This is a genomic window from Streptomyces sp. 184 (genome assembly GCF_045781775.1).
In the GTDB taxonomy this organism is placed as follows: Bacteria; Actinomycetota; Actinomycetes; order Streptomycetales; family Streptomycetaceae; genus Streptomyces.
Map to the genome: position 1 here is coordinate 6,096,662 of NZ_CP123230.1, position 13,337 is coordinate 6,109,998.

The following is a 13,337-nucleotide window of genomic DNA, read 5'->3' on the forward strand; positions in this document are numbered from 1 at the left end:
GCGCGCAGTCCCTCGGCGCCGGCGGTCACGGCGCCGCCGGCCACTCCGCCCGGCGGATCACCTTCCTCGCCCGGCGCGACCTCGGCAACCCCGCCGCCGGCGGCTCCGAACTGCTCGTGGACCGGCTCGCCGGCGGCCTGACCGCCCACGGCCACCAGGTGACCCTGGTGTGCGGGGGCCCGGCCGCGTACCGCGACTACCGCGTGGTCTCCGCGGGCGGTGACGCCGGGCACTTCCTGCGCGCGCGGCGCGCGCTGTCCCGGCACGTCGGCGGCACCGACCTGCTGGTCGAGGTCTGCAACGGCATGCCCTACCTGGCGCCGCTGTGGCACAGCGGCCCGTCGCTCTGCCTGGTCAACCACGTGCACACCGAGCTGTGGGCGATGCGCTACCCCGGGCCGCTGGCCCGGCTCGGCCGCCGCCTGGAGCACTGGGCGCTGGCCGGCGCGCACCGCGGCAACCTCCTGGTCGCCGTCTCCTCCTCCACCGCCGCCGCGCTGCGCAACATAGGCGTCGACCCCAAGCGGATACGGGTCGTGCACAACGGCGTCGAGGACCCGGGCCCGCTGCCGCCGAAGTCGCCGGAGCCGCTGTTCCTGGCGATGGGGCGGCTGGTGGAGTACAAGCGCATCGACCTGCTGCTGCGGCTGTGGGAGCGGGTGCGCCCGGTCACCGGCGGCCGGCTGGTCATCGTCGGCACCGGCCCCGAGCGCGGCCGGCTCGAAGCCATGGCGGGGCCCGGCGTGACGTTCACCGGCCATGTCTCCGAGGGCGAGAAGCACCGCCTGCTGGCCTCCTCCTGGATGCTGCTGCACCCCTCGCTGGTCGAGGGCTGGGGCCTGGTGGTGACCGAGGCGGCGGTGCGCGGCACCCCTGCGATCGGCTTCGACATCCCCGGCCTGCGCGACTCCATCCGCGACGGCGACACCGGCATGCTCGCCCGCGGCGAGAGCGCGTTCGCCGCCCACTGGTGCGCGCTGGCGCTGAGCGAGGAGCGGCGCGCCGCCCTCGGCGCCGCGGCCCGGCTGCGCGCGACCCGGCTGAGCTGGGAGGCGACGGTACGCGACTTCCGTACCGTCGCCGACGAGGCGATCGCCCGCGCCGGACAGCACCGGAAGCGGGAGGCGTGAGCCCAGTGCGGGACCCCTCCATCCGGCGGTCGGTCGCTCTCTTCCGTGCCTTCATGAAGGAGCAGGACGACCCCGCCCACGCGTACAGCCTGCTGGCGCGGGACGCTGCCGACCAGGTCGAGCGGATCACTCCGCTCAAGGACCGGCTGGTCGTCGACGTCGGCGGCGGCGGGGGCTGGTTCACGGAGGAGTTCCGCAGCCGGGGCGCCGAGGCGTACCTCTTCGACTGCGACGCGGGGGAGATGGCCGGAGCGGGGGCGGGCTCCGAGCTGAAGACCGGTGCCGTGGTCGCCGACGGCTATCTGCTGCCGCTCGCCGACGGCGTCGCCGACGTCGCGTTCTCCTCCAACGTGCTGGAGCACGTGGCCGACCCCGAGACCTTCCTCAGCGAGCTGATCCGGGTGACCAAGCCCGGCGGCCTGCTGTACGTGGCGTTCACCAACTGGCTCTCCCCCTGGGGCGGCCACGAGCAGGCGCCCTGGCACTACCTGGGTGCGGACCGCGCGCGCCGCCGCTACACGCGGCGCGCCGGACGCGACCCGAAGCACACCCTGGGCGAGAACCTCTTTCCCATCCACATAGGCCCCACGCTCAAGGCGGTACGCGCCCGGGACGACGTCGAGGTCGTCGCGGCACGCTCCCGCTACTGGCCCTTCCTCGCCGAGGCCGTCGTCCGTGTCCCCGGCGTACGCGAGTTCGCCACTTGGAACCTTCTTCTCATACTCCGGCGGTGCCCATGACCTCCACGCTCCCCGCGCAGCCGGCCACTCCCGGCCGGCCCTACCCACCACCGCCCCCGACGGGGTCGGACGGGGCGCAGCCGCCCGAGAGCCGGCGCAGCAGGCGCTGGCTGCTCGGCTTCTGGGCGTTCGCGTTCGTCGCCTGGCTCATCCCCTCCGCGGGGAAGACGACGTTCGAGACGAAGCTCGGCGTGGTGGTCGACCCGATGAAGTTCGCCGGGGACCTCGGCGAGCTGTGGCACGACCAGAACGGCTTCGGCGGCATCCACGACCAGTACTTCGGCTACGCCTTCCCGATGCTGCCGTACTACCTGCTCACCGATCTGCTCCAGATCCCGACCTGGCTGGCCGAGCGGCTGTGGCTGTCGCTCGTGGTCACGGCCGCGTTCTGGGGTGCGCTGCGGCTGGCGGAGCGGCTGGGCTTCGGCACCTCCGGGACCCGGCTGCTGGGCGCCACCGCGTACGCGCTGTGGCCCGTCTTCACCATCATCGTCGGCTCCACCTCCGCCGGCGCGCTGCCCGGCGCGGTGCTGCCGTGGGTGCTGCTGCCGCTCCTCGACGAGCGGCTGACCCCGCGGGTCGCCGCCGCCCGCTCGGCGCTGGTCATCCCCTTCATGGGCGGCGTCAACGCCGCCTCCACGCTGGCCGCGCTGCTGCCGGCGCTGCTGTACGTGTGCACCCGCACCGGCCCGCGCCGCACGAAGCTGCTGGCGTGGTGGCTGCCCGGGGTGGTGCTGGCGTGCCTGTGGTGGATCGTGCCGCTGCTCCTCCTCGGCGTCTACGGCGAGAACTTCCTGCCGTTCATCGAGACGGCGCACAACACCACGACCACCATGTCGGCGACCGAGGTACTGCGCGGCACCGGCAACTGGGTGGCGTACCTGAACTTCGGCGAGGAGTGGCTGCCCGGCGGCTGGACGGTGGCCACCGGCTGGCTGCCGATCCTGTCCTCCGCGCTCGCCGCCGGCCTGGGCCTGGCGGGCCTGGCCCGGCGTGACCTGCCCGAGCGGCGCTGGCTGGTGCTGACCGTGATGGTCGTCGCGCTGGTCACGCTGGCGGGCTACGGCGGCGCGCTGGGCGCCCCGTTCGCCGGCAGCGTGCAGGACGCGCTGGACAGTTGGCTGAGCCCGTTCCGCAACATCTACAAGTTCCAGCCCGGGCTGGCCCTCGCGCTCGCCCTGGGCCTCGCGCACTTCGTCGCGGTCGCCGCCGAGCGCCGCGGCACCCGCGCCTGGCCGCGGCGCAGCGCGTGGGTGCCCGCGATCGCCTCCCTGGTGGTGCTGCCGGGGCTGCTGCTGCCGTACGCCAACGGCGACGTGCTCCAGCCGGGCGGGTTCGACAAGCTGCCCAGGCACTGGGAGCAGACGGCGGACTGGCTTGAGGAGTACTCCCCCGACAGCCGGGCCCTGGTGGTGCCGGCGACCGCGCACGGCACGTACGAGTGGGGCAAGCCGATCGACCAGCCGCTGGACGTGCTCGCCGAGTCCCGCTGGGCGCAGCGCGACTACGTGCCGTTCGGCACGGCGGGTTCGCGGCGCGCGATGGACGCCGTCGACCAGGCGCTGATGACCGGCGGCGAAGTGCCGGGCCTCCAGCCGTTCCTGGCCCGCGCGGGCCTGCACTACGTCGTCGTACGCAACGACCTCGACCCGGACCAGGTCGGCTACGTACCGCCGACCACGGTGAAGCAGACGCTGGAGTCCTCCGGTTACGAGAAGGTCGCCGAGTTCGGCCCCGAGCTGACCGGCGGGCGGATCCCCGAGGGCACGCCGCTCCAGATCGAGGGCCTGTTCTCGCGCCAGCGGGCGGTGGAGATCTTCCAGCCGGCCGACGGCGAGGACCTGCGCCCCGGCCAGGCCGGCGCGATGAACGCCGCCGACACCGCCGTCCTCAGCGGCGGCCCGGAGGCGCTGCTGCAACTGTCCGCCGACCCCGACTGGCAGGGCCGGCCCGCGGTGCTCGCGGGCGACGACCACCCGGGCGTGGACGAGCCGGCGGTCAAGGTGCAGGCGGACGGGCTGCGGCGGGCCGACACCCGGTTCGGCGTGGTCAACAACAACACCTCGTACACCTACACCGAGGACGAGAAGAACCCGTCGGAGAGCCTCCAGGACCCCGGTGACGAGCCGCGGATGATCGTCCCGGAGAAGGGCGCCGAGCACCAGACGACCGCCGTCCTCGACGGCGCCGCCTCGGTGACCGCCTCGACCAGCGGCAACTGGATGTTCCACCTGCCGCAGTTCGACCCGGTCAACGCCTTCGACGGCGTCGCGCAGACCGGCTGGGCCGAGGGCAACCCGGACACCTCCAAGGGCGAGTGGCTCCAGATCGACTTCACCGAGCCCACGAACCTGGAGGGCACGGTCGACCTGACGCCGCTGCCCGGCGGCGGCATCCGCCCCGAGCCCGTCGAGGTCGAGGTGGAGACCGCGCGCGGCAGCGAGGTCAGCACGCTCCAGCCCGGCGGCCGTACGCAGACGGTCAAGTCCCCCGAGGGGCAGGCGGAGTGGCTGCGGATCACCATCCGCAAGACCGAGGGCAGCCGCACCGGCTTCGCCGGGGCCGGCTTCGCCGAGGTCGAGATCCCCGGTGTCTCGCCGGTCAGCCGCCAGCTCCGACTGCCCGCGGACGCGGGGCAGGTCGAGGCGGACGCGGAGCAGGTCTCCCTGCACCGCGGCAGCGACCTCGGCGGCCTCAACCCGGCCGCGGCCGAGACGGGCCTCCAGCGGCGCTTCGAGTCCGGCGAGGGCGACTACACCGTCACCGGCAGGGCGCTGCCCGTACAGGGCCCGGATCTGGACGCGCTGCTGGACGAGCTGGGCGCGGCGGACGAGGACCGGATCAGCGTCGGCGCCGGCTCCACGCTGCCGCTGAGCCCGCAGCTCAGCCCGCGCAACCTGGTCGACAAGGACCTGACCACGGCGTGGATCGCCGGCACCGACCAGTCGCTCACGCTGACGTGGCCGGAGGAGGCGGAGATCAGCGAGTTCGTGCTCGCGCCCGCCGGCGGCCTGTCGGCGCGGCCGACCGAGGTCGAGGTGAGCACCCCGACCGGGGCGCAGACCGTGGGCGTGGACGCCAACGGCTGGGTGCGGATCCCGCCGGTGACGACAAACCGGCTCGACATCAAGGTCACCGAGGCCGAGTCGCTGACGGTGCACAACCCGTTCGCGGACCGCGACGTGCAGCTCCCCGTGGGCCTCACCGAGGTCTACGTCCCGGCGCTCGGCGAGGACGCGGAGAAGGACCTGCGCACCGAGCCGGTCGACAAGGACGAGCCCTTCGAGCTGGAGTGCGGTCAGGGCCCGGCGGTGTCCGTGGACGGGCAGCTTCTCAACACCCGCGCCGAGGGCACCCTGGGCGACCTCGTCGACCGCCGGCCCGTCGACATCGAGCTGTGCCCCGGCGACGGCGAGTCCGCCGGGCCGGTGCAGTTGGACGCCGGCCGGCACGCGGTCGCCGCCGGCGACGGCGAGGCGCTTGCGGTCACCGACCTGACGCTGACCCGCGGCGAGCCGGCCGCGGCGGCCGAGGGGCGCGAGGTGAAGGCCGCCGACTGGGCGGGCGACGAGCGCTCCGTCACGGTCGGCGAGGGCCAGGACGCGTACCTCACGACGTACGAGAACTACAACGACGGCTGGGAGGCCACGCTCGACGGCGAGAAGCTGGAGCCGGTGCGGCTCGACGGCTGGCAGCAGGGCTTCCTGGTGCCGGCGGACCTCAGCGGCGAGGTGAAGCTGGAGTACAAGCCGGCCGCCTGGTACGACGCGGGCATCTTCGCCGGCATCGCCGCGATCCTGGCGCTGCTGGGGCTGGCGTTCGTCCGCGCCGGTCGGCGCGAGGTGGTCGCCGCCGAGCCCGCGCCGCCGGCGCCGGGCTGGGTGCTGGGCGCGCTGGTGCTGACCGCCGTGGTCGCCGTGGTGGCCGGGCCGTACGCGCTGATCGTGCCGGCGCTGGCGCTGCTGGCGCGGACCCGGTCCGGGCTGCTCGCGCCGCTGGCGCTGGTGGCGATGGCCGGCGCGGGTGTTGCGGCGCTGACCGGCGCGGGCGAGGCTGTCCGCATGGACGAGGGGGCCTTCAGCGGGGTGGCGCAGGCGCTCGCCGTGCTGGCGCTGGCCGCGGCGCTGGTCACCGCGGAGCGGCCGGAGCCGGCCGCCGGGACGGCCGGGTACCACCCGGACACCGACCCGGAGGCGGACACGGCGGCCTTCCCGGCGTACGGCGCGGGTGTGCCCGCGGCGGGTGCGGGTGCGGCCGGTGCCGCGGGCGGTCCGCCGCCCGGGCCCGGCGGGCCGCCCGGACGCACGGCCACCGCGGAGCACGCGGCGCCGGAGCCGGAGTCCGACCGGCCGACGCAGCGGTTCTGGCGCCGGAGGTCCTCCGGTGCGGCGGCGGGCGCCGCCGCGGGGGCCGGCGGGGCCGGTGCCGACCGGACGCCGGCGCTCGGCACCGAGCGGGCCGCCGCGGACGAGCCGCGCGACGCCTTCGTACCCAAGCCGCCGATCCCGCTCAGCGGTTCGGCGGAGGCGGAGGACGACGTGCGGGACACCCCGCCCGCGGACGCACCCCCCGCGGACACCCCGCCGGACGACGGCACGCCCGCCGACCGGCGGGAGGAGAACGGCAGTTAAGTGACGGTGGGCGCCCCGCACCCCGGGGCGCCCGCCGCGAAGGAGAGGCGTAGATGACGGTGACGCAGCCCGCCCGGCCCGCCCCGGTGGCGCCGGGACGGGTCCCGTTCCCCACGGTGGACGAGGTCTCGCTGCACTGCACGGATCCGGTGGAGCCGGAGACCGTGCACATCGAGATCCACTTCCCCGGGCGGTTCGAGCCCGAGCGGCTGCGCACCGCGCTCGCCGAGGCCGGGCGGCGGCACCCGCGGTTCCTCCAGCGCAAGGCCGGCAGCCGCTGGTGGCACCGCCGTTACCGGTGGCAGCTCACCGCCGATGCCGACGTGGACCCGGTGACCTTCCTGGCCGCCGGGCCCGGCGTGCTCGAAGCGGCGCGCGAGCGGACCATGACCGACTGCCCGCCGCTGGACGCCGCGCCGCCGGTGCGTATCGAGGCCGTCGAGACCGAGGACGGCGGCACGGTGCTGATGACGACCGTCAACCACACCGCCATGGACGGCCCTTCGTGTCTGCGGGTGCTGGCCACGGCGGCGGAGGTCTACGCCGGCGGCGCCCCGCAGTCCGCGCCCCCCTCGGGCGGCACGGCCCCCGGCGGTACCGGCGGTGCGGGGACGAGGACGGCCGCCGCCAAGCCGCCGCCCCCTCCCCCGCCCGAGCCCTCCGCCGGGGCCCGCTCCGGCCCGACCCGACCCGCGCGCATCGCCGGCGACACGTCGTCCTCCGCCTCTTCGGGGGCGCCCGGCACCGGCAACGGCATGCTGCTGCTCGACCTGCCCGCGCCGCGCCGCACCTCCTATGGCGCCACCGTCAACGACCAGCTCCTCGTCGCCACCTGCCTGACGGCCGCCCGCTGGAACCGGGCGCACGGCGCCCGCAGCGGCCCGGTGCGCATCACCATGCCCGTCGACAACCGCGCGCGGGAGTCGGCGGAGATGCTGATCGGCAACGGCACCCGGCTGACCGAGGTCGGCTTCGGCCCGGAGGAGCGGGCCGACGCGGAGGCGCTGACCGGCGGCGAGGCGCCGGACCGGGCGGCGGTGGAGCGGCTGCTGCGCGCCACCATGGCCCGTACGCACACGCTGAAGTCCGAGTCGCGCCACCCGCTGGGCCTTTCCGGCGTGCTGCTCACCGCGCCGGTGCTGCCCGTGGGCGTACGCGGCGCGCTGGCCCGTACGCTGCGCCGCGCCGCCGCCCCGCTGATGTCGACGACCCTGCTGTCGAACCTCGGCCGCATCGTCTACCCGCTGGACTTCGGCGCCGCGGGCCGGCCGACCGCCGTCTGGTTCTCCGCCCCCTCCCGCATGCCGCGCGGCCTGGCGATCACCGCCGCCTCCACCGCCGGCCGGTTGCATCTGACGATCCGCTACTCCCGTGCCCTCCTCGACCATGCCGCCGCCGTCCGCATCGGCGAGCTGATGCAGCAGGGCCTCGCGGCCTGCGCGGAGGCCGCGGAAGACGCAGAGGACGCAGGGCACACGGGGCACGCAGGAGCCGCCGGGTGAGCCGGACCGACGCTCCCGCCTCGCTGCGGGAGTTCTACGAGAACCCCGCCGTGCCCGTCGCCTCCGGCGACGCCCGCAGCCGGCGGCAGGCGCGGATGCTCGCGGACGCCCTGGGCCCGTTCCGTACCGGCGAGGCGCCCGCGGTCGTCGTGGACGTCGGGTGCGGCGACGGCTCCGCCGCGGCGGTGGCCGCCGGGGTGCTCGACGGGCGCCGCCCGGGCGGGCAGCGCATCGTGGCCGTCGACTGGTCGCACGACGCCCTTCGCCGCGCCCGGACCCGTACCCGCGACGCGGCCCCCGGCACGCCGGTCCACGTCGTACGCGGCGGGCTGCCGGACGGCGCCGCGCAGCCCGCGGGGCTGCCGCTGGCCGACGGCAGCGCGGACGCCGTGCTCTTCAGCGAGGTCGTGGAGCACCTGGTCGACCCGGACGCCGCGCTGGACGAACTGCGCCGCGTGCTGCGGCCCGGCGGCCATCTGCTGCTCTCCACCCCCAACCTCGCCGCCTGGTACAACCGCGCGCTGCTGCTGGCCGGTGTGCAGCCGGTGTTCTCCGAGGTGAGCCTGCGCGGCATCCACGGCCGCCCCGGCAGCCAGGTCGTCGGACACCTCCGGCTGTATACGGCCCGTGCACTGAGGGGTTTTCTGGCGGCCTCCGGCTTTACCGTGGAGAAGGTGGCCGGCGCGCCGTACCACGACGTGCCCCGGCCGCTGCGGCCGTTCGACCGCGCCGCGTGCCGGGCGCCGTCGCTGGCCTCGATCCTGCTCGTCCACGCCAGGCGGGAGTAGTCGATGTGGTGGGGGGTTGCCGCGGCGCTGCTGGCGAACGTCTTCATAAGCTGCGGCTTCGTGCTGGAGAAGCGGGCGCTGTCCGCGCTGCCGGAGCTGAGCGTGAAGCGGCCGGCGCGCATGGTGCGGGTGCTGGTGTCCAGCCCGCTGTGGCTCGCGGGCTGCCTCAGCCTGGGGCTCGGGTTCGCCGCCCAGTTGCTCTGCTACCGCACGCTGCCGCTGGCCGCCGCGCAGGGGATCCTCGTCTCCGGTCTGGTGCTGCTGATCCTGCTGTCGTCGCGGTTCCTCGGCGAGCGGCTGAGCGCGCGCGAGATGGCGGGGGTGGGCGCGATCCTGCTCTCGCTGGGGATGATCGTGCTGTCCCTGGACAGCGAGGCCGACACGGTCAGCACGTCGGCGCCGGCCGGGCGGTTCCTGCTGATCGCGCTGCCGTCGCTGGCCGCGGGGCTGTGGCTGTACCTGGCGGCGGAGCTGCGCTCCAAGCGGCGGCACCGGATCCCGACCACGGGCATCGCGTACGGCGTCGGGGTGGGCTTCCTGTACGGGGTCAGCTCGCTGACGATCAAGGGCGTCTCGGGTCTGGTGTCGGGCTCGGACCTGCTCGGCACCGCGGGCGACCTGCTGACCTCCCCGTACCCGTACACGCTGCTGTTCACCGGGGCGGCGGGGCTGGTGATGTCGCAGGCGGCGCTCCAGCGCTGCCGGGCCTCGCTGATCGTGCCGGTGTGCACGACGGCCAACTGCCTGCACGCCGTCGCCGCGGGTACGTTCGTCTTCGGCGAGCCGCTGCCGGACGACGCGCCGCGGCTGCTGCTGCGGCTGGGCGGGATCGCGCTGGCGGTCTCGGTGCTGCTGGCGCTGCCGCGCCACGACGAGCCGGCGCCGGAGCCCGCCGCCGGACCCGAGCCCGCCGCCGGACCGGAACCGCCCGAGCGGCAACCCGCCGCCCTGCCGCCCGCCCCCGTACCGACGCCCGACCGTGGAGGACCCGCCTCGTGAACCCCGACGACCCGCTGCTGAAGATCCTCGTCTGCCCGCTCGACAAGGGGCCGCTGACCCTGCTGGAGTCCGGCGACGCGCTGTACAACCCGCGGCTGCGGCGCCGCTACCCGGTGCGCGACGGCATCCCGCAGTTGCTGCCGGCCTCCGGCGAGGCGGTCTCGGACGAGGAGCACGACCGCATCACCGACGGCCTCCAGCCCCAGCCGTAGCCCCCGGCGCGGCCCGCAGCCGCAGCCCCCGGCCGCCGGCGCCGGGCGGCGTGCCTAGTCGTCCGGCCCCCTGCGGATGCGGACGCCCTTGTCCCGCAGCCACGGCTCCGGGTCGATCGCCGAGCCGAAGCGCGGTGTCTGACGTACCTCGAAGTGCAGGTGCGGGCCCGTGGAGTTGCCGGTGGAGCCGGCGAGGCCGAGGGGCTGGCCGGGGAAGACGCGCTCGCCGGGGCGGGCGCGGATCTCGAAGAGGTGGGCGTAGAAGGTGTAGTAGCCGTTGTCGTGCCGGACGGTGACGGAGTTGCCGAAGGCGCCGTCGCAGCCGATCGCGTGCACCACGCCGTAGCCGACGCTGCCCACGGGCTTGCCCTCGTCTACGGCGAAGTCCAGGCCGGTGTGGCGGGAGGACCACCTGCGGCCGGCCTGGTCGAAGCGCGAGGAGATGAAGTGCCGGCCCACCGGCGCCGTCCACGCGCGGCCCGCCAGCGGCTTGCCGTCGGCGCTCAGCGTCACCGCCCGGGAGCGCTCGGCGCGCGGGCAGTCGGAGCCGCGCGCGCGGGCGGCCCGCGCGGTCTCCAGCCGCTCCAGCCGGCTCTGCGCGCGCTTCAGCTTCTCCTCGACGAGCCGCTTGACCCGCGCCTGCGTGCGCAGTTCGGCGCGCAGGTCGGCGAGCGCGACGGCCTGCCGCTCCCGCTCGGCCGCGAGCCGCCGCTCGGCCTGCCCGGCGCGGTGGTAGCGGCCGGCCGCGGCCTGCTCGCCCTTGTCGAGGAGGAAGACCCTGTCGAGGAGGTCCTCGGGGGAGCGTGCGGCCAGGCCGGCGGTGGGGCCGAGGCCGGCGGACCGGTACTGGCGGGCGGCGAGCTGCCCGATCCGGCCGCGCAGCACGACGAGCCTGCGGTGCTGGGCGCGTACGGCCCGCTGGAGCTTGGCGATCTTCGCGCGCTGCGCGGCGGACGCCCGGCGGGCGGCCTCGTAGCGCTCGGTGGCCGCGGCGGCGTCCCGGAACAGCCGGTCGACGGTGCCGCGCACGGCCCGTACCCCGGCCTTGCCGTCCATGCCCGGGTCGGGCCGGGGCCAGGCGTGCGGGACGGCGGCGGCGGGGACGGCGAGGGCGACACACAGGGCCGCGGTCGCTCCCGTTTGTGTGATAATTCGTCGCATCGGTCGAAATTAACGACGGAAGCGCGCGCCCTGCCGAACGAAACGCGGGTTGTCGGTGTATATCGCCCGTCCGGCGCAGCGGGCCGCGGCCCCCGCTCCCCCGGCCGCGGTACGCCGCACCCCGCCGGCCGGGAGCGCCGGCGGGCGGGGTGCGGGTCAGGCTACGGCTTTCCCGTACGGCGGGCGGGCCCTACTTCACCGAGCCGGCCGTCAGACCCGAGACGACGTGCCGCTCGATGAAGGCGAAGAGCACGACGACCGGGAGGATGGCGACGACCGAGGCCGCGAAGAGGTAGTTCCATTCGACGGTGTAGTTGCCGATGAAGTTGTTGATGCCGACGGTCAGCGGCTGCTTCTCCGGCTCGGTCATCAGCGTCAGGCCCATCACGAACTCGTTCCACGTCGAGATGAACGTGAAGATGAGCGCCGTGACCACGCCCGGCATCGCCAGCGGCAGCGTCACCCGGAACAGCGCGCCGAACCGCCCGGTGCCGTCGACCATCGCCGCCTCCTCCAGCTCCGCCGGGATGGAGGAGATGTAGGCGGTGAGGATCCAGACCGCGAAGGCGAGGTTGAACGCGCCGTTGGCCAGGATCAGCGTCCAGGTGGAGTTCAGCATGTCGAGCTGGTGGAACTGGCGGTACAGGCCGATGAGCAGCGCGGTGGGCTGGAACATCTGGGTGACCAGCACCAGCAGCAGGAACGCCTTGCGACCGCGGTAGCGCACCCGCGCCGTGTAGTACGCGGCCGGCAGCGACACCAGCAGCACGAGCAGCGTGGCGCCGCCCGCGATGAGCAGGGTGACCTGGAGGTTGTCGGCGAGCGTGGACTGCTTCCAGGCGTCGGCGAAGTTCTTCCACTCGAAGGACGAGGGCAGGTACGTACGGTCGCGCAGCTCGTTCGCGGGCCGCAGCGCCGTGATGATCATCTCCAGGTACGGCGCGATGAAGATGACCGCCAGCATCCAGGCGCTCGCGGCGGTGACGAGGGTGCGCGGGCCGAACCTGCGCGGCTTGGCGGCGCCCTTGCCGCCCTTGCCCGACTTGCCGCCCTTGCCCCCCTTGTCTTCGGGGTCCTTGGCGACGGCGTCACCGGGTGTGCCTGAGGGCGCGGAGACCTTCATGCGTCCTCCTTGTTCCAGCGGCTGACCTTGAGGAAGATCAGCACGAGTACGACGACCATCGCGAAGTTGACCACGGACATCGCGGCGGACTCCCCGATGTCGGTGTCCTTCAACTGGTACATGAACACCGTGGTCGTGGCGGTGTCGCTGCCGGGCCCGCCCTTGGTCATGGCCCAGATGACCGGGAACGAGTTGAAGACGTTGATCAGGTTGATGACGAAGCCGACGAGGAACGCCGGCCGCAGCAGCGGCACGGTCACCCGCCAGTAGGTCTGGCGCGAGTTGGCGCCGTCGATACGGGCGGCCTCGTACACCTCCTGCGGGATGGTCTGCAACCCGGCGAGCAGCGTGTACGTGGTGAACGGCAGCGAGACGAAGACCGCGACGAACATCATCCACGGCCAGGCGGTCGCGGGATCGCCCAGCCAGTCCTTCGGCCCGTCGATCAGACCGATGTCGGCCATCAGGGTGTTGAGCACACCGGCGGTCTGGTCGAGCATCCAGCGGAAGCCGATGGCGGTCATCAGCACCGAGGCCGCCCACGGCGCGATGAGCGCCCAGCGGGTGACGGTGCGGCCCGGGAACGGCTTGTTGAACAACTGGGCGAGGCCCAGCGAGAGCAGCATGGTGACGCCGACGACGGCGACGGTCCATACCACTGTCATCGTCAGCACGCTGCCGAAGCCGGACTCGTCGAAGAGCTGGCGGTACTTCTCGGTGCCGGCCGAGCCGCGGACGAAACCGCTGATGCTGACGTTGAGGAACGAGGTGCGGATCAGTTCGTAGATGGGCCACAGGACCACCACGACGATCAGCAGGACGGCGGGGGCAATCCAGGGCAGCGGGCCGAGCCGGGCGAGGCCGCCGCGACGGCTGCGCTGCGGCCCGACCTTCCGCCCGCCGGGCCCGGGGCCGGTACCGGCCGCGGGCTCCTTGACCGTGACGGGCACGGGGGACTCCTTGCGGGTACGGCGGTTGAGGGGACCGCGCTTGGGCTACTTGGGCGCGGCGGCGCGTCGTGCGCGCGCCGCGCGAGGGCACGGGATGCCGG

9 protein-coding genes and 1 pseudogene are annotated in these 13,337 nt (G+C 74.6%); 7 read left to right on the plus strand and 3 right to left on the minus strand.

Annotated features, from left to right (window positions below; all coding sequences use genetic code 11):
• Positions 1–18 precede the first annotated feature (18 nt).
• From QBL21_RS25925 to QBL21_RS25955, 7 genes and pseudogenes are all read left to right on the plus strand, one after another.
• Positions 19–1,130 (plus strand): annotated as a pseudogene (locus tag QBL21_RS25925) (glycosyltransferase family 4 protein); the annotation flags it as partial.
• Positions 1,131–1,135: 5 nt separating this feature from the next.
• Positions 1,136–1,870 carry a class I SAM-dependent methyltransferase gene (locus QBL21_RS25930; protein ID WP_407566565.1) on the plus strand — a complete coding sequence of 245 codons (735 nt, stop codon included), beginning with the start codon at positions 1,136–1,138 and terminating at the stop codon, positions 1,868–1,870.
• Complete coding sequence (locus tag QBL21_RS25935; protein WP_407566566.1) at positions 1,867–6,501, plus strand: alpha-(1->3)-arabinofuranosyltransferase family protein; 4,635 nt, start codon at positions 1,867–1,869, stop codon at positions 6,499–6,501. The genes QBL21_RS25930 and QBL21_RS25935 overlap by 4 nt, the downstream gene beginning before the upstream one ends.
• 53 nt (positions 6,502–6,554) lie before the next feature.
• On the plus strand, positions 6,555–8,003 hold the full coding sequence (locus QBL21_RS25940) for a condensation protein (protein WP_407564633.1): 1,449 nt from the start codon (positions 6,555–6,557) through the stop codon (positions 8,001–8,003).
• The gene (locus tag QBL21_RS25945) at positions 8,000–8,791 is read left to right on the plus strand and encodes a class I SAM-dependent methyltransferase (protein WP_407564634.1); all 792 of its coding nucleotides are present in this window, start codon (positions 8,000–8,002) and stop codon (positions 8,789–8,791) included. Before QBL21_RS25940 ends, QBL21_RS25945 begins: the two co-directional genes overlap by 4 nt.
• Before the next feature lie 3 nt (positions 8,792–8,794).
• Positions 8,795–9,790: a DMT family transporter gene (locus QBL21_RS25950; protein WP_407564635.1), complete on the plus strand. Its 996-nt coding sequence runs from the start codon at positions 8,795–8,797 to the stop codon at positions 9,788–9,790.
• On the plus strand, positions 9,787–10,002 hold the full coding sequence (locus QBL21_RS25955) for a Trm112 family protein (protein WP_407564636.1): 216 nt from the start codon (positions 9,787–9,789) through the stop codon (positions 10,000–10,002). Before QBL21_RS25950 ends, QBL21_RS25955 begins: the two co-directional genes overlap by 4 nt.
• Before the next feature lie 54 nt (positions 10,003–10,056).
• On the opposite strand, the gene QBL21_RS25960 is transcribed toward QBL21_RS25955, so the two are convergent.
• The 3 genes from QBL21_RS25960 to QBL21_RS25970 all read right to left on the minus strand — a co-directional run bounded on the left by QBL21_RS25960 (position 10,057) and on the right by QBL21_RS25970 (position 13,236).
• Positions 10,057–11,163 (minus strand): peptidoglycan DD-metalloendopeptidase family protein, encoded by a 1,107-nt coding sequence (locus QBL21_RS25960; protein ID WP_407564637.1) that lies wholly within the window; start codon positions 11,161–11,163, stop codon positions 10,057–10,059.
• 190 nt (positions 11,164–11,353) lie between these two features.
• Positions 11,354–12,286 (minus strand): carbohydrate ABC transporter permease, encoded by a 933-nt coding sequence (locus QBL21_RS25965; RefSeq protein WP_407564638.1) that lies wholly within the window; start codon positions 12,284–12,286, stop codon positions 11,354–11,356.
• Positions 12,283–13,236 (minus strand): carbohydrate ABC transporter permease, encoded by a 954-nt coding sequence (locus tag QBL21_RS25970; protein ID WP_407564639.1) that lies wholly within the window; start codon positions 13,234–13,236, stop codon positions 12,283–12,285. Before QBL21_RS25970 ends, QBL21_RS25965 begins: the two co-directional genes overlap by 4 nt.
• Positions 13,237–13,337 lie beyond the last annotated feature (101 nt).